Here is a 16,534-nt window from a genome sequence, read left to right on the forward strand (position 1 = left end):
CGGCCCGGCGCCCGCACCCGCGCCGGCCGGGCCCGCCGCGCACCGGCGGCTCGTCGCCAACGCCCTGGAGCGGACGGTCGAGGCCATGGCCGCCGGCACCCTGCCGGACATCGCGCCCTGGCTCGGCTTCGTCGGTGCCAACACCGCCGTCGACCGCGACCGCTGGCGCCGGGCGGGCGGCTTCGACGAGGGCTTCGGCCGCACCTGGGGCTGCGAGGACCTGGAGTTCGGCTTCCGCCTGCACGCGGCGGGCGTCCGCAGGGCCCTGGCTGCGGACGCCCTGGGCGTCCACCTCAGCCATGCCCGGCCCGGGCGCTGGGAGCAGCACCACCGGAACCTGACCCGCTTCCGGGCCCTTCACCCGTGCGCCTCGGTGCATGCCCTGGAGGCGCTGCTCGGGCCCGGCGGCACGCCCGCGGAGTACGTCCGCGCCGTCGCCGCCGCGGCGGAAACGCCGGTACGGGGCGGGGCGCGATGACGGCCGGCACGCATCCCGCGCCCGGCGGTCACGTGGTGCTCGCCCCGCACGCGGACGACGCCGTCTGGTCCGTGGGAGGCCGCCTGGCGCGCTGGGCCGCCGAGGGCCGCCGGACGACCGTGGTCACGGTCTTCGCGGGCCCTGCCGGTGGACCGGCCGAGGCGTCCGGCACCTGGCGGGAGGCCGCCGATCCCCGGGTGCGCCGGGCCGAGGACGCGGCCGCCTGCGCCGAACTGGGCGTCGCCCTCGTACCGCTCGGCTTCACGGACGCCGCGCTGCGCACCGGAGCGGACGGCTTCCTGTACTCCGCCCCGCGGCGGCTCCTCGGGCCCCGGCACCCCGCCGACGCACGGCTGCTGGAGCAGGTCCGCGCCGCGCTGGACCCGCTGTGCGCGGGGCCGGTGACGGTGCACGCGCCGCTGGCGGCGGGCGGGCACGTCGACCACCGGCTGGTCCGGGGCGCGGTGGAGGCCCTGGCACCGGGGCGCACCGTCTGGTACGAGGACTTCCCCTACCGGCTGCGCGGGCGCGACCACGCGGGCCTGCGGCCGCGCACCGAGCCGCTGTCGGCCGGGGCGGTGGAGCGCTGGCTGTCCGCGGCGGGCCGCTACGCCAGCCAGGCCCGGGCGCACTTCGGCTCGGTCCCCGCACTGCGGGTGGCGCTGCTCGACAGGGCCCGCGGGCACGGCGACAGCGGCGGGCGGCGGCTCGCCGACCGCCACTGGCTGCCCGCGGCCGGCGGGCCGCCCGCCCGGACGGCGGAGGGAGGCCGTGACCCACGCCGCGCGTAGCCCCCATGACCGAAGAAAGGGCACTCATGTCCCCGCGTACTCCTTCGTCGGCGGCTGCCGGACCCGGGCAGCGGCTGCCACTGATCGGCAACGACCTCGTCGTCAACGAGGACTCCTGCAACCTCAGTTGCACGTACTGCCTCACCGGGCAGAGCAACCTCAAGGAAGGGCACTCCCTCCAGCTCATCTTCGAGCCGCCGCGGCGTGACAGCTACGAGCCGGGCAGCCCGCTGGGGCAGCGCCTGGACGCCGTCGCCGACCGGCTGCGGGGCCACTTCGGGCTGCCGCTGCTCAAGGTCACGGGGGGTGAGATCTTCCTGGTCCGGGGGATCATGGACTTCCTGGAGCAGGAGGCGCGCAAGCACGAGGTGCTGGTGATCCAGACCAACGGGGTGCTGGTGCGTCAGGAACACCTGGACCGCTTCCGCGCCTGGGGCAACGTCGTCCTGCAGGTCTCCCTGGACAGCCACCTCCACCACGGCAACAGCCACCGGGTGCCCACCGAGGCGCTGCACCGCAAGGTGGTGGCGGCCATCTCCCGCATCCTGGAGTCGGGGCTGCCCGTGGAGATCTACTCGGTGCTCAACGACCGGAGCGTCACCGAGGTCTGCGCGTTCGCCGAGTGGCTGACGGGCTTCTCCCGGCCACCGGTGTACTTCCCCTTCCCGGTGCGCGGCCCGGATGCGGAGAGGTTCGCGGTGCGCCCCGAGCAGCACGGCCTCGTCCAGGAACTGGCCGACCGCTACGACGAGTTCGCCTCGGTGCTCCCGCCGCGTCCCTACTTCGACCGGCTGCTGAGCTTCTACCGCGAGGGGCGCCGCACCTTCCGCTGCCACCTGCCGCGGCTCGTCGTGTCCACCTTCAGCGACGGGGTCGTCACCCCCTGCCCCAACATCTGGTTCTCCGACATGGGCAACGCCCTGGAGGAGAGCTGGGAGGACACGCTGGAGAAGGCGGGCACCAGCGGGCTCTACCGGGCCCTGCTCGCCCCGCGGCCGAGGCTCACGGCGTGCCACGGCTGCTTCACCCCCTGGGACACCCTCTCGATGTACTTCGAGGACGAGATCACCCTCGACGAGCTGTGCGCCGCGCCCACCTACTCCCCGCCCCGCATCCGCCGGATGATCGCCGATGCCAAGGCCGACTACCTCCGCACCGAGGGGAAGTGACATGGGCGACGGTGAGGCGGCCGCCCTCCCGGCGCGCGTCGAGGCGGACGCCCTCCCGGACGGGGCGCGCGTCGAGGCGGGTGCTCTCGTCGAAGCGGGCACTCTCCTGGACGCGGTGCGCGCGCTGCCGCCGGGGCGGATCGTGCTGCCGGGCACGGACGCGGGCACGCTGCTCGATCGGGTGCGCAAGGCCGCGGACGAGATCGGGGCCGGGACTGCGGAGGGCGAGGCGGTGGCCCTGTGCACCGGGAACAGTCCCGGATGGGTGGTCGCCTTCCTCGCTCTGCTCGCCGCCGGGGCCAGGCCGCTGCTCCTGGAGGCGGGCACGCCCGAGGCCGAAACCCGGCGGCTGCTGCAGGCCGCGGGCGGGGGCAGGTCTCTGACCGTCCCGGACGGCGAGGACGACCGGCCTCCGGTGCTGTCCGGCCCGCCCGGAGAACCCTGCGGGTCCGGCCCCGCCGTCCTCCTGCCCACCTCGGGCTCGACCGGCGCGAGCAGGATCGTCGTACGGGACGAGGCGAGCCTCCTCGCGGAGGGCCGCCGGTACCGCGACGGCGTGGGGCTCACCGGGCGGGACACCCTGCTGCTGCCGGTTCCCCTCTCGCACGCCTACGCGCTGGGCTGGCTCTTCGGGGGTCTGCTGACCGGTGCCTCGCTGCGGCCCGTGCCGCCGACGGCCCTGGGGCTGATCGCTGAAGAACTGGCCGGCGGGGCCACGGTAGTGGCGCTGGTGCCCAGCATCGCCCGGCTGCTCGCGGCCCGCCGGCTGCGCGCGGGCGGCCCCCGGCCGGCGCAGCCGGACCGGAGCACCCCGCGTCCGGCCGCCGCCCCCGCCCTGCGGCTGGCCATGGTGGGCGCCGGCCCGGTGGACGAGCGGCTGGACCGCGCCTTCGAGGAGGCGTTCGGCACCGCGCTCGCCCGGAACTACGGCTCCACGGAAACGGGGGCGGTGTTCGCCGGGCGAGCCCGTATCGAGCCCTTCTGCGTCGGCGCTCCCCTGCCCGGGATCGCGTACCGGCTGGCCGGCGAGGACGGCGAGTCGGTCCCCGGCGGCACGCCCGGCCTGCTGCACGTCCGCGTGGACGGCACCTGGCACGCCATGGGGGACCTCGCCGTGACCGTGCCGGACGGCCTGCGCGTCATCGGCCGGAAGGACCGGGCGATCCGCCGGGGCGGCCGCTGGGTGTCCCCCCTGGAGATCGAAGAGGTGCTGCGGGGGCATCCGGACGTGCGCGAGGTGCGGGTGACCGCGCGGCGGGGACGCCACCCGGGCGAGGACGGCATCGTCGCGGAGGTGTCGGCCGCGCGGCCGGGCCTCGCGCCGGAGCCGCTGCGCGAGCACGCCCGCCGCGAACTGGCCGCGCACAAGGTTCCCGACGAGTTCCTGATCCGGTCCCTGCCCACCAGTGCCGCGGGCAAGGTCCGGGCCGCGCCCCGCTACCGGCTCACCCGGCGGGCCGCGGAGGCCGCGCGCGCCTACAAGACCTCCGAGGTCCTCTTCGCGCTGCACCGCCTGGGCGCGCTGGACCGGCTGGCGAAGGGCGCCGGAGCGGCGGACCTGGCACGGGAGCTGGGGTGCGACGCCGACGCGCTGGAGTGGGTGCTCCGGACGGCCGCCGGGCTGGGGGTGCTGACCACCGGGGCGGCCGGGGACGGGGAGCCGCGCGTGCGGGCCGCCGAACTGGCCGCGTTCGTCCGGCTGGAGGAGCACCTCTCGCGCGGCCCCGTCACCCGTGAGGAGATCGCCGCCGTCGCCCGGACCGGGATCGCACGGCGGCCCTTCGAGGAGACCGGGCCCGCCGGGCCGGACGGGCTCGCCACCGTCTACCAGGGCGCCATGAACGGGCCGGCCGCCCGGGCCCGGGCCGCGCTCGGCCTGCGGCTGCTGAAGCCGCCGGCGGGGGCGCGGATGGTGGAGGTCACGGCCGGGCCGGGCCGCTATCTGGAGCGCCTGCTGGCCGCCGACCCCACGGCCGGCGGCCACCTGCTGACGGTCGGCCGGCTCTCCGGGCCGCCGGCGCCCGCCGTCGCCGCGGCCGTCGCGGAGGGCAGGGTGACCACCGGCCCCGAACCGCCCCGGGGCACGGCCGACCTGTGCGTCGTCGCCAACGGGGTGCACGGCCCCGGCCCGGGCAGCGAACTCGCCGTGCTGCTGGGGACCCTGCGCCCCGGCGGCCGGCTGCTGGTCGACGACGTCTTCCTGCCCCCGGCCGGGGCGGGCAGCGAACTGGCCCTGGACTGGCTCACGCACGGCGGCACCGCGTGGCCCACGGCCGGCGACCTGATCGCCGGCCTGTCCCGGGAAGGGGCCCGCATCAGCAGGCACCTGCCCCTGGAGGAGTCCCTGTGTCATCTGATCATCGCCGAGGAGGCCAGCTGATGAGCGCCGAGGAGGACAGCTGATGAGCAGCGTCACCGAACGGGCCGTGGAGCGGCTCGGACTGAGCGGCCGCGTGGTCGTGGTCTCGGGCGCGTCGGGGCAGATCGGCGGCGCCTGCGCGCTGGAGCTGTCCGCGCTCGGGGCCGCCGTCGTCGCCGGCTACCACACCGGTACCGAGGCCGCGCGCAAACTGCAGGAGCAGGCGGAGGGTCAGGGCGGCACTCTCGTGCCCGTGGCGGCGGACCTGAGCCGGCCCGAGGGGGCCGACGCCCTGGTGGCCGCCGCCGTGGAGCGCTTCGGCCGGGTGGACGGCTGCGTGGCGGCCGCGGGCCTGCGCACCCGCCGGCTCGCCCTGGCCACCGACGAGCGGAGCCTGCAGCGGCTGCTGCAGGTGAACCTGGCCGGGGCGGTCAGCCTCGCCAAGGCGTGCCTGAAGCCGATGATGCGCGCCCGCTACGGGCGGATCGTGCTCTTCGGCTCCAGAGCGGGCACGAGCGGGCTGCCGGGCCACGGCGCCTACGCCGCGACCAAGGGCGCGCTCCAGCCGTGGGCGGCGTCCGTGGCCGGCGAGGTCGGCGGACACGGCATCACCGTCAACGTCGTGGCGCCCGGCGCGATCCGGGCCGAGGTCATGGACTTCTCGGAGGCGGAGCGCGACCTGGTGCTCAAGTTCATCGGGGCCGGCCGGCTCGGCGAGCCCGAGGAGGTCGCGGCGGCCGTGTCGTTCCTGCTGTCGCCCTCGGCCTCGTACGTCAACGGCACCACCCTCGTCGTCGACGGCGGTGCGCGCTTCTGATGACTTTCACCGACAAGACACCCGGCGAAGGATCCGCGCGGCCCGCGGACCGCGAACCGCTGCGGCTTGCGGTGGTGGGCGCGGGCTGGGTCGCGCGGCAGGTGTGGCTGCCCCTGCTGGAGGCGCACCCGGCGTTCCGGGTCGACGCCGTCGTGGACGACGACCCCGCGGCGGCCCGCTCGGCCGTGCCCCGCAGCGGGCACGCCCGCGTCCTGCGGCGCCCGGAGGAGCTGAGCCCCGACAGCGTGGACGCGGCCGTCATCGCCCTGCCCAACCACCTGCACCTTCCCGTGGCCAGGGCGCTCGTCGAGCGCGACGTGCCGGTCTTCGTCGAGAAGCCGGTGTTCCGCACCCTCTTCGAGGCCCAGGCGCTGGCCCTCGACCACCTGGCCCGGGGCAGCATCGGCGACCTGACGCTGTACTCGTGGAGCGCCGCCCGGCACCGCACCGACGTCTGCCGGCTGGCGGAGCTCCTGCCCACCCTGGGCACCATCCGCAACCTGGGCCTGAGCTGGATCCGGGCCACCGGCATCCCGCAGCGCACCGGCTGGTTCGTCGACCGGCGGCTGTCGGGCGGCGGGGCCCTGCTCGACCTGGGCTGGCACCTGCTGGACGTGGGCCTCCACCTGCTGGGCTGGCCGCGCGTGGTCCGGGCGGCCGGCACCATGTCGGCCGACTGGATGGAGCGCGGCGACGCCACGGCCGACTGGCGACCGCGCCCCCAGGACGGCCCGGCGGCCCGGCCCGTGGAGCCCGTCGAGGACACCGCCCGCGGCTTCCTGGTCACCGACACCGGAGTGGGCATCTCCCTGGAGACCCGCTGGGCCTCCCACCAGGCCCTCGACGTCACCACCATCACCGTCGAGGGCACCGAGGGCGTGGCCACGCTGCGCGGCACCTTCGGCTTCAGCCCGCACCGCCTGCCGCGCTCCTCCCTCACCGTGCTGCGCATGGGCCGCGAGGAGTCCATCGCGCTGCCGGACGAGCCCGTGGGCATCGAGTACGAGCGGCAGGTCGACGAGCTCGCCCGCCGGCTCGGGGGCCCGCGCGGCGGGCGGCCGGCGTCCGGCCTGGGCGAGGGCTCGATGGCCGAAGTGACCATCCTCGCTTCCTGCATCGACCACATCTACTCGGCCGCCGGCCGGACCCTGCGGGAGGTCTCATGAAGTTCGCCTACTTCACCCACGTCTGGGGCCGCCCCGGCATCACCCCCGGGCAGCGCTACGCCGAACTCTGGCGCGAGATCCGCGACGCCGACCGGCTCGGCCTCGACTACGCCTTCTCCGTCGAGCACCACTGCACGCCGCAGGAGAGCTGGATGTCCTCCCCGGCGGTGTTCTGCACGGGCGCGGCCCTGCACACCGAGCGGATCCGTGTGGGGCCGATGGGCTGGGTGCCGCCGCTGCGCCACCCGATGCACCTGGTCGAGGAGGTCGCGACCCTCGACCACTTACTGGGCGGCCGGCTGGAGGTGGGGCTGGCCTCGGGCGTCAGCCCCGAGCCCTTCCTGCCCTTCGGCGCCGACTTCGCGAACCGCCACGAGCTGACCCGGGAGGCCGTCGAGCTGCTGCGCACCGCGCTCGACAGCGACGGCGCCATCGACTTCGAGGGGCCCGTGCACCAAGTGCGGGACGTCACGCTCTCCTTCCCCTCCCTGCAGCGCCCGCATCCGCCGCTGTGGGTGCCCACCACCAACCGCAACACCCTGCGCTACCTCAGCTCGGTCGGCGCGCACACCGGCTCGACGATGATCGTGCCGCGCGCCTCCATGGGCCTCGTCTACCGCCACTACCTCGACTGGTGGCGCGAGCACGGCCACGCCACCGACCCCGACATCGGCTACTGGACCCTCGTCCACGTGGCGCCCACCGACGTCGAGGCCGAGGCACGCGCGGCCGCGCACATCACCGAGACCTTCACCAAGACCCTCCAGTACGGCTCCGTGCGGCGCTCCGGCGAGCAGCACGCCCCGGCCAGCAAGCTCAGCACGCCCGACATCCTCGCCGGCTCGGGCGACTTCGGCTTCCTCCTCGACCACAACCTCGTCTTCGTCGGTTCGCCCCGGACAGTGACCGAGAGGATCCGGGCCGCGGCCGCCGAAGGCCACTTCAACACCGTGCTGGGCGAGTTCGCCTTCGGGGGCCTGGAGGAGCGGCACCGTGCCGAGTCCCTGGAACTGTTCGCCCGCGAGGTGATCCCCGCGCTGCGCGACCACTCCCCCTACGCGCCGCTCCCCGCGTACACCCCGGGCGACGAGGAACAGGTGGCCGCCCGCCTCCAGGCCCTCGGCTACCTCGACTGACCCGCGGCCGCCCCGGCCGCGCCCCACCCCGCTTCGGCGAAAGGATGAGGAGATCAGCGTTCACGTGCCGACCCGGCCGCCCTCGGCGCGGGAGCTGCGCCCCCTCGTGGACCGGCTGCTGCTCGTCCCCGACGAGCACCGCCGCTTCGCCGTGGACGAACAGGGCGCGCGCCGCCTGCACCGCATCGGACCGGAGCTGCTGGACGAGCTCACCGCGGCCGGGCTGCCCCACGCCGGCCACGGACCCGGCCGGCTCTTCGACGGCTACGACCTCGGCAACACCGCCCTGCACCTCGGGCTCGCCTCGGTGCAGCGGCGGGCCGTCCGCTCCTGGGCGGCGGCCCTGCGCACGGCCTCGGTCCCCGGTGCCCCGCCCCTGCTGGTCGAGGTGAAGGCGGCGTGCCCGGTGCCCGGCCACGCCGGCCCCTGCCCGTACGGAGTGCTGCTGTCCGGCGGGCGGCGCCGAGTGGTGGCGGGCCCGCCCGCGGACGCCCGCCTGACCCGGCTCACCGTACGGCCGCGCCGGGAGTGGCCGGCCTTCCCCCGGCCCGTCCTGGAGCTGCTGCGCGCCCTGGAGCCGGTCGGCTTCTTCCTGCTGCCGGAGGCCGTCCGCTGGGACCCGGAGTTCATGTGGCGGACCTGCATGGCGGACTGCGGGGGCGCGGCCGCGTGGCTGGTGGCGGAGGGCGAACGGCGCGGGCTCGGCGTCCGCTTCGCCTTCGGGCTGCTCGTGGCCAGACCGTACTCCACCCCGCACTGCTGGGCGGAGTTCCTGGTGGACGGCCGGTGGGTGCCGGCCGATCCGCTGCTGCTGCGGGCCATGGCCGCCTGGGGCGGGCTGGACGCGGCGGCCCACCCGCCGGCCGCGTCCCCGGGAGCCGTCTTCCACCGGCTCACGGACCGCTTCACGAAAGTCGTCAGCCACGCCGGGGTGTGGGCCCCGGCGTCCCTACCCACGGAGCTCCTGCCATGCCCCTGACTCCCCCGCCCCGCTCCGCCGCGGCCTCCCCGGCCGTCCCGCCGCAGACCGCCGCCCCCGCTCCCGGCCGCTTCGCCACTGTGGTCTTCGACCTCGACGGCGTCCTCATCGACAGCTTCGACGTCATGCGCGAGGCGTTCGCGATCGCCTACCGCGAGGTGGTGGGCACGGGCGAGCCGCCCTTCGAGGAGTACGTCACCCACCAGGGGCGCTACTTCCCGGACATCATGCGGCTGATGGGCCTGCCCGGCGAGATGGAGGGGCCGTTCGTCCGGGCGAGCCACGAGCTGATGGACCGGGTCAAGGTCTACCCGCACGTACCGGAGCTGCTGGCCGTCCTGCGCGACCGGGGCGTGCGCACCGCCATCGCCACCGGCAAGTCCGGCTCCCGGGCCCGCGCCGTCCTGGACCGGACCGGGCTGCTGCCCCTGCTCGACGAGGTGGTCGGCAGCGACGAGGTCCCGCGGCCCAAACCGCACCCGGACATCGTCCTCGAAGCGCTGCGCCGGCTCGGCGCGCCGCCCGGCGGAGCGGTCATGGTCGGCGACGCGGTGATCGACATCCGCAGCGGGCGCGCCGCCGGCACGGCCACCGCCGGCGTCACCTGGGGCGAGGGCTCGGCGGAGCGGCTGCGCGCGGAGCGCCCCGACTTCCTGCTCGACCAGCCGTGGCACCTGCTCGCGCTCGTCTGCGGCGGGGGGCGCGGATGACGGCGGCCGCACCGCGCTGGAGCGTCGTCGCCCCGCAGGGGGCGGCCGGTGAACTGGCCGGCACCGGCGGGCCCGAGGGCTGGCAGCTGCTGCTGGAGACCGCCCGCACCGTCCGGCGGCACGGGCGGGGCGCGCTGTGGCTGCTGGACCGCACGGACACCACGCCCCGGCGCGCGCCCGAGCCCGTCTGGGAGGGCTGGACGGCGCTGGCCGGGCTGGCGGCCGCGGTGCCCGGGCTGGAGCTGGGCCTGCTCTCCCCGGCGGCGCCCTTCCGCAACGCCGCCCTGCTCGCCAAGCGGGCGGCGAGCACGGACCACATCTGCGGCGGGCGGCTCGCGCTGGGCCTCACCGCCGCCGCGTACGTGCCGGAGCACCGGTCCACAGGGGTCGCCCCGCCCGACGAGCCGGCTGATGGGCCGTCCGCCGGCGGGCCCTCCCCCGGCGACGAGCGGGCCCACCGCGCCGTCGGTGAGACGGCCGAGGCGCTGCGCGCGCTGTGGAGCGGCCGGCCGGTGACCCTCACCGGGGAACACGTGCGGCTGACGGCGGCGCACTGCGTACCGGTGCCGCGCCAGGATCCGCTGCCGCTGGTCCTGCGCCTGGACGCCGGGGAGGAGGGGGCCGGGGCGCGCCTGCCCGCGGACGCCGCCGTAAGGGAGTGCACCGCTGTCCAGTGGACCGGCGAGACGCGCCAAGTGGCCGCCTCCGTAGAGGAGTTCGGCAAGCGCAGGACGGCCCTCGGGACGGACCCCGGCGGGGTGCGGCACGCCTGGGCGGCCGAGTGCCGCGTCTTCGGCTCCGTGCTGGAGCGCGACCGGTGGCTGTGCTCCCCGCACGAGGTGCAGTTCTGGAGCCACCACCCCGACCTGCTGGCGCGGCGGAGCCTGTACGGCACGCCCGATCAGATCACGGACCGCGCGCGGAGCCTGCTCGCGGCGGGCGTGGAGGAGTTCGTGCTGTGGTTCCGCGACTACCCGGACACCACGAGCCTGGACCGGCTCCTCACCGAGATCGCCCCCCGCATCGACACGACCGCCGGTCCCGCCGCCGGGACCGGCGGGGCAGAGGAGTGAGCCCGGTGCCCGACACGAAGCCCGCCGGTACGAAGCCCGCCGGCCCGTTCCTGTCCGCGGCCTGGCTCGCCGCCGGCCGCTCCCTCGAACGCCCGCCCGCCGGCGTGCGCGACACCGTGACGCTCCGGCTGGAGATCATCGACCCGCCGCCCGGAGCTCCCCCTGCGGTGGACGTGGATGTGGACCTGGCCGCGGGCCGCCTCGGCGTCGCGACCGCCGAAGGCGAGGCGCCGGGGCTGCGGATCGCCTTGCCGCACGCGGCGGCCCGCGCGCTGCTGCTGGGCTCGCCGCAGGAGCGCGTCGGCGTCTTCGAGCGCGGTGACGTGCGCGCCGAGGGCAACTTCAGCCTGCTGTTCTTCGTCGACGCGGCGCTCCGGCGGGACGGGGCGGGGCACGTGGCGGCGCTGCGGGCCGCGGCCGGGCCGGCCGGGCCGAGGGAAGCGTCGCCTACCGATGGGGCGACGGGGGCCGAGGAAACGGCCGGGGCGGCCGAGGCCGTTGAGCACGCCCGGGAGGCCCTGCCCGGCACCGTGCACGAGCTGGAGCGCGAAGTGGGCGCCTCGACGCCGGGGGCACAGCTGCACGTCTCCCTCGACGGAGTCACCCTGGCGGACGCGGGCCTGGGCGAGGCCCGGCCCGGCGTCCCGATGACCCACCGCTCGCTGCCCCTGTGGTACTGCTGCGCCAAGCCCCTGCTGTCGGCGGCACTCGGCCGGCTCTGGGAAGCCGGGGCGTACGACCCGTACCTGCCCGTCGCCCACTACGTGCCCGCGTTCGGCCGGGCGGGCAAGGAGTCCATCACCTCGATGGACCTGCTCACGCACACCGGCCCGCTGCCGACCGGCGACGACCCTCTCCACGGCGTGGTCGCCGGGCCGGACGACGAGCGCCTGCGACGGGCCCTCGGCGTCGCGGTCCCGCCCTGGTCCCGGCGGGCCCCGGGCGTCAACTACAGCCAGTGGTGGGCCTGGTTCGTCCTGGCCCGGATCCTCCCCGTGGTCGACGGCAGGGAGTACCGCCCGTACGTCGAGCAGGAGATCCTCGGGCCGTGCGGCATGACGGGCACGCGCGTGCACCTGACGCCGGAGGACTTCACGGCCTTCGGGGACCGGCTGCCGCTGATCCACGTGAGCAACCCCCGCTCGGCTCCCCAGCCCACCCACTGGTGGTCCACCGAGGCCGCCACCACCCGGTGCATCCCCGGCGTGAACACCCGGGGGCCGCTGAGCGACCTCGGCCGCTTCCTCGCCATGCTGCTGCGCGGCGGTGACGCCCCCGGCGGGCGCGTCCTGGCGCCGCCGACCGTCGCCGCGCTGACCGCCCGGCACCGCACCGGCCTGCGCGACCGGTACGGGAACGCCGACTGGGGCATGGGGTTCCGCCTCGAATGCCGCCACCTGGGCGAGGAGTTCACCAGCTTCGGCACCCACACCTCCCCCCGGTCCTACGGGCACGACGGCCTGTGGACCGCGGTGGCGTTCGCGGACCCCGACGCGGGGCTCACCGTGGCCGTCCACCTCAACGGCAAGGTGGAGCACGAACGGCACCGCGAGCGCATCCTCCGCATCGCCGACGCCGTGTACCGCGACCTCCGCCTGTGCTGACCTCCGGCCTGCCGCACACATCTCTCAGAGAGGGTTTCCATGCCGCACTCCGACCTGTCCGAACTGCCCATGCCGTCGCCCGTGTCCGCCGAGGTGGGCGCGCTCTACGACCGGTTCACCGCCCTGGGCTCCGCCTCCCTGGGCGAGAACCTGCACTTCGGGTACTGGGACTCCCCCGACAGCCGGGTGCCGCTGGAGGAGGCGACCGACCGGCTCACCGACATGATGGCCGACCGGCTGCGCATCGGCGCCGGGTCGCGCGTCCTCGACCTGGGCTGCGGCGTGGGCACGCCGGGGGTGCGCATCGCCCGCCGCACGGGCGCGGACGTCACCGGCGTCTCCGTCAGCGCGGAGCAGATCGCCCGGGCCAACGCGCTGGCGGAGGCCTCCGGCGTCGCCGAACGGGCGCGGTTCCGGCAGGCCGACGCGATGGAACTGCCCTTCGAGGACGGCAGCTTCGACGCGGTCATCGCCCTGGAGTCGATCATCCACATGCCCGACCGCGCCCAGGTGCTCGCGCACGTGGGCCGGGTGCTGCGGCCGGGCGGCCGGGTGGTGCTCACCGACTTCTTCGAGCGCGCCCCCATCCCCGCCGCCGGGCAGGCCGCCGTACGGCGCTACCTGCACGACTTCATGATGACGATGGTGACCGCCGAGTCCTACCCGCCCCTGCTGCGCGGGGCCGGGCTGTGGCTGGAGGAGTTCCTGGACATCAGCGACCAGACGCTGGAGAAGACGTTCGTCCTGCTCTCCGAGCGCATCAGCGCGGCGAAGCAGCGGCTCACGGAGGAGTTCGGGGAGGAGATGGTGGACCAGTTCGACCCGGGCGACCTGGTCGGCATCAAGGAGTTCGGCTACCTGCTGCTCGTGGCGCGGCGCCCGTGACGCGGAAGGGGTGAGCGGGCGCGGGCCCGCGAGGCTGTCCTGCTACGGCCTCGCGGGCCCGCCCTGCCTCGGCATGCCGTCGAGGGTGCGCAGGACCACGTCCTCGGGGACGCCCGGGACGAGTTCGGCGCCCCGCGGCCCGTCGAGGACGAAGGCCAGGCCGTCGCCCGCGGCCTTCTTGTCGCGCCGCATCAGGGTGGTCAGCAGGGTCGCGTCGGCGTCCTGCGGGAGGGCGCCGGGCAGGCCGTAGTCGCGGACGACCCGGGCGTGCTCCTCCGCGCGCTCGGCCGTGATCCGGCCCAGGGCCAGGGCCAGCCGGCCCGCGAAGACCGTGCCGACGGCCACCCCGATGCCGTGGCGGACGGCGAATCCGGTGGCCGCCTCCAGAGCGTGGCCCAGGGTGTGGCCGTAGTTGAGGACATGCCGCCTGCCGGTGTCGCGTTCGTCGGCCGAGACGATGGAAGCCTTCAGCCGCAGGCTCGCGGTGACCTGCTCGTGGACGCCGAGCCCGCGCAGGTCGCCCGCGCCGATGAAGTGGCAGCGCGCTATCTCGCCGTAGCCGTTGGTCCACTCCTCGGCGGGCAGCGTCTCCAGGTAGGTGGTGTCGCACAGCACGGCGGCGGGCTGCCAGTAGGCGCCGACGAGGTTCTTTCCCTCGGGCAGGTTGACCGCGGTCTTGCCGCCGACGCTCGCGTCCACCTGGGCCAGGAGCGTGGTGGGCAGGTGGATCACGGGCACCCCGCGGTGGTGGAGCGCGGCCGCCAGCCCGGCCGTGTCGGTGGTCGTCCCGCCTCCGCAGGAGACGACCACGTCGTGACGGGTGATGCCGAAGGCGGTGAACCGCCGGCACAGGTCCTCCACGGTGGCCAAGGTCTTGTGCCGTTCTCCGTCGCGCACCCGGACGACCGTCGACGGCACGCCGGGGTCGGGCACCGTCTCCGGCGGCCGTGCGGTGACGACCGCGGCCCGCCTTGCGCCCAGGGCCGCCACGACGTCCGGCAGGAGCTTCCGCGCCCCGGGCCCGACGTGGACGGCGTAGGAGCGCTCGCCCAGGTGCACGTCGACGCGGCTGATAGGGCCGGCGGGACTGTCGGGGCTTGCGGGGCTGACGGGGCTGTGGCGTCCGGCGGGGTTCTGCTGCGGCTGCGGCACGGCGGCCCTCCTCGCTCGTGGGTACGCCGGCGCTCGCGGGTGCGCGCCGACGCGGTCGGTGCGGGGTGATGCGTACGTACGGGGTGGTGCGTACGGTGCGAGCTGTGCGGATGGTGCGGGCCGGCTCAGGGCTCCGACCGCTGTGCCGCCTCCAGGACGTAGCCGCGGCCGCGGACGGTGCGCACGCGCAGGTCCAGCGCCGACAGCCGGCGGCGGATGCGCATGATGTGCAGGTCGAGCGCGTTGCGGCTGAGCGGGGGCCGGCCGGGCTGCGGGGCGAGCAGGTCGTCGCGGGCGACGACCTCGGTGTAGGACTCGGCCAGCCGGGCCACCAGGTGCGCGCCGGTGGGCGAGAGGAGCGCGGAGCGGCGGCGGAAGCACAGGACGCCGTTGGGCTCGACGACGGGCCGGGATTCCGCGGCCGCCCGCATCCGCAGCGCCTCGGCACGGGCGCGGAGGTCCCCGGAGCTGATGGGGGCGCGCACCCAGTCCTCCCGGAGGTCCGGGCTCGGGGGCGCCTCCGCGCCCGCCTCCAGCACCAGGATCCGCATGACGCCGCGGTCGCGGCAGCGCTCCCGGCGGTCGGACTCCGCCGGCCAGCGGATCAGCTCCACCTTCTCTCCCGGCAGTAACGGCACGCCCGCCCCCTCCACCTCAACTGTCCACCATTGAACCGGACTTCACTCAATCACATGGAAGTCCGCGGCGCACGGCTGCGTAGGGGGCGCGCTTCGGTCAGCCGACGGCCTGGGCGAAGGAGAAGAAGCGGTGCGGGTCGTAGGCGCGCTTGACCGCGGTCAGCCGGCCGTAGTTCTCGGCGTAGTAGGCGGTGCGCCAGTCGGCCAGCTCGGGGTCGATGAAGTTCTGGTAGCTCTCGCCGTTGGAGTGCGGGTCGAGGGCGTGCAGCCCGCGCGCGGCCCAGGCCCGGCCGGCGGACTCGTCCTCGCGGCTGTAGTCCGGTTTGTTCAGGGCGAGCGAGAAGCCCAGGTAGAACTGGGTGTCGCGGTGCACGTAGGCGGTGGTGGAGCGGTCGGGGCGGTTGGCGGCGCCGCCGAGGGCGAAGAAGCTCAGGAAGCGGAACTGCCCGGCCCGGGGGCCTGCGGCGAAGGCTTCCAGGATCTGCTCGACGCCCCGCACCGGGATGGCCGCGGAGAAGAGCCGGTTGCGGTCGATGGAGAAGTTCTGCCGGGGCAGGGCCGCCTCGGGCGAGTAGCCCACGGTGTGGCACTGCTCCGGCGACAGCTCGGCACAGCCGTACTGCGCCATCATCGCGTCGTGCGCGGACTGCCGCTTCGCCGACCGCGTGGCGGGCGCCCGGCCCACCGACGCCACCAGGGAGTCCAGTACGGGGCCGAGGGCGTCGGGCGCGCCGAGCCAGGCTCCGTTGACGACGACCACCGGGGCTCCGGTCCCGGCGTCCGGCCACTGCACGGCCAGGGCGGCGCCCAGGTCCCGGGAGCCGTCGATGATCCAGTGCTGCCACGCCTCGACGACCCGCTGCGCGGCCTCCCACGGCCAGGTGAGGTTGTAGCTGACGAGGGTGGGCACGTCCGTGGGCCGCAGCTCCAGGCTGGTGATCACGCCGAAGTTGCCGCCACCGCCGCCGCGCGTCGCCCAGAAGAGATCCGGGTGCTCGGTGGCGGACGCGGTGACGGCCCGCCCGTCGGCCAGGACGATCCGGGCCGAGACCAGGCGGTCGCAGGCCATGCCGAACTTGCGGGTCTGCCAGCCCAGTCCGCCGCCGGGGACGAATCCGCCGGGGCAGACGCCAGGGCAGTTGCCGCCCGCCACCGTGACGCCGCGCGGCGACAGCGCCGTCAGGGCGTCCACCTGCTGGGTGCCGGCCCCCATGACGACGGTGTTCCGGGATGTCAGCCCCACCGTGCTGAGCCGCGAGAGGTCGAGGACGATGCCCTCGCCCGTGGAGTAGCCGCCGAAGCTGTGCCCGCCGCTGCGGGGCACGAGGGGCAGGGCGTGGTCCTGGGCGAACGCGAGCGTCGTCCGGACGTCCTCCTCGCTCCGGCAGTAGGCCACCGCTTGCGGCCGGATCCCGTCGAACTGGCCGCTGTAGAGCTTCCTGGCCCGTTCGTAGCCGGTGTCCGAGGGCAGGACGAGGTCACCCGACAGACGGCGTTCGAGCTCGCTCCAGTCGACGCCGCCGCCGGCGCGCCGCGCGGCCGGACCCGCCGGGCCCGCGGCCGCCGCACCGGTCGCG

15 protein-coding genes are annotated in these 16,534 nt (G+C 75.8%); 12 read left to right on the forward strand and 3 right to left on the reverse strand.

Annotation, left to right across the window (positions count from 1 at the left end):
• The 12 genes from B7P34_RS30680 to B7P34_RS30735 form a co-directional block, all read left to right on the forward strand.
• A partial coding sequence (locus tag B7P34_RS30680; protein ID WP_286157528.1) for a glycosyltransferase family 2 protein occupies positions 1-478 on the forward strand: 478 nt, incomplete at its 5' end.
• Complete coding sequence (locus B7P34_RS30685; RefSeq protein WP_106681460.1) at positions 475-1,269, forward strand: PIG-L deacetylase family protein; 795 nt, start codon at positions 475-477, stop codon at positions 1,267-1,269. The genes B7P34_RS30680 and B7P34_RS30685, both read left to right, overlap by 4 nt.
• Positions 1,270-1,295: 26 nt before the next feature.
• Positions 1,296-2,438, forward strand: coding sequence for a radical SAM protein (locus B7P34_RS30690; protein ID WP_189383191.1), 1,143 nt, complete (start codon positions 1,296-1,298; stop codon positions 2,436-2,438).
• Between the two features lies 1 nt (position 2,439).
• Complete coding sequence (locus B7P34_RS30695; RefSeq protein ID WP_106681462.1) at positions 2,440-4,818, forward strand: AMP-binding protein; 2,379 nt, start codon at positions 2,440-2,442, stop codon at positions 4,816-4,818.
• A 22-nt stretch (positions 4,819-4,840) separates the two neighbouring features.
• Positions 4,841-5,614: an SDR family oxidoreductase gene (locus B7P34_RS30700; RefSeq protein ID WP_106681463.1), complete on the forward strand. Its 774-nt coding sequence runs from the start codon at positions 4,841-4,843 to the stop codon at positions 5,612-5,614.
• Positions 5,614-6,780 carry a Gfo/Idh/MocA family protein gene (locus tag B7P34_RS30705; protein WP_106681464.1) on the forward strand — a complete coding sequence of 389 codons (1,167 nt, stop codon included), beginning with the start codon at positions 5,614-5,616 and terminating at the stop codon, positions 6,778-6,780. Before B7P34_RS30700 ends, B7P34_RS30705 begins: the two co-directional genes overlap by 1 nt.
• The gene (locus B7P34_RS30710; protein ID WP_106681465.1) at positions 6,777-7,916 is read left to right on the forward strand and encodes an LLM class flavin-dependent oxidoreductase; all 1,140 of its coding nucleotides are present in this window, start codon (positions 6,777-6,779) and stop codon (positions 7,914-7,916) included. The genes B7P34_RS30705 and B7P34_RS30710 overlap by 4 nt, the downstream gene beginning before the upstream one ends.
• A 64-nt stretch (positions 7,917-7,980) precedes the next feature.
• Entirely contained in the window at positions 7,981-8,895 is a 915-nt protein-coding gene (locus tag B7P34_RS30715; RefSeq protein WP_106681466.1) for a transglutaminase domain-containing protein, read from the forward strand.
• A complete protein-coding gene (locus tag B7P34_RS30720) occupies positions 8,886-9,605 on the forward strand; it encodes an HAD-IA family hydrolase (protein ID WP_106681467.1) in 720 nt (239 codons plus the stop codon). The genes B7P34_RS30715 and B7P34_RS30720 overlap by 10 nt, the downstream gene beginning before the upstream one ends.
• The gene (locus tag B7P34_RS30725; protein ID WP_106681468.1) at positions 9,602-10,678 is read left to right on the forward strand and encodes an LLM class flavin-dependent oxidoreductase; all 1,077 of its coding nucleotides are present in this window, start codon (positions 9,602-9,604) and stop codon (positions 10,676-10,678) included. Before B7P34_RS30720 ends, B7P34_RS30725 begins: the two co-directional genes overlap by 4 nt.
• A 5-nt stretch (positions 10,679-10,683) precedes the next feature.
• Positions 10,684-12,282, forward strand: a complete 1,599-nt coding sequence (locus B7P34_RS30730; RefSeq protein ID WP_189383192.1) for a serine hydrolase domain-containing protein — start codon at positions 10,684-10,686, stop codon at positions 12,280-12,282.
• Between the two features lie 39 nt (positions 12,283-12,321).
• Positions 12,322-13,167 (forward strand): methyltransferase domain-containing protein, encoded by an 846-nt coding sequence (locus B7P34_RS30735; RefSeq protein WP_223268399.1) that lies wholly within the window; start codon positions 12,322-12,324, stop codon positions 13,165-13,167.
• A 42-nt stretch (positions 13,168-13,209) separates the two neighbouring features.
• Here B7P34_RS30735 and B7P34_RS30740 read toward each other — a convergent pair whose 3' ends face one another.
• The 3 genes from B7P34_RS30740 to B7P34_RS30750 all read right to left on the reverse strand — a co-directional run.
• Positions 13,210-14,319 (reverse strand): 3-dehydroquinate synthase family protein, encoded by a 1,110-nt coding sequence (locus B7P34_RS30740; RefSeq protein ID WP_223268400.1) that lies wholly within the window; start codon positions 14,317-14,319, stop codon positions 13,210-13,212.
• 125 nt (positions 14,320-14,444) lie between these two features.
• Positions 14,445-14,957 (reverse strand): winged helix-turn-helix domain-containing protein, encoded by a 513-nt coding sequence (locus tag B7P34_RS30745; protein ID WP_146166974.1) that lies wholly within the window; start codon positions 14,955-14,957, stop codon positions 14,445-14,447.
• Between the two features lie 97 nt (positions 14,958-15,054).
• Positions 15,055-16,534, reverse strand: a 1,480-nt coding sequence (locus tag B7P34_RS30750; protein WP_353620280.1) for an FAD-binding oxidoreductase, incomplete at its 5' end; no start/stop codon positions are given.

The organism is Streptosporangium nondiastaticum, from assembly GCF_003011965.1.
Lineage (GTDB): Bacteria > Actinomycetota > Actinomycetes > Streptomycetales > Streptomycetaceae > Streptomyces > Streptomyces nondiastaticus.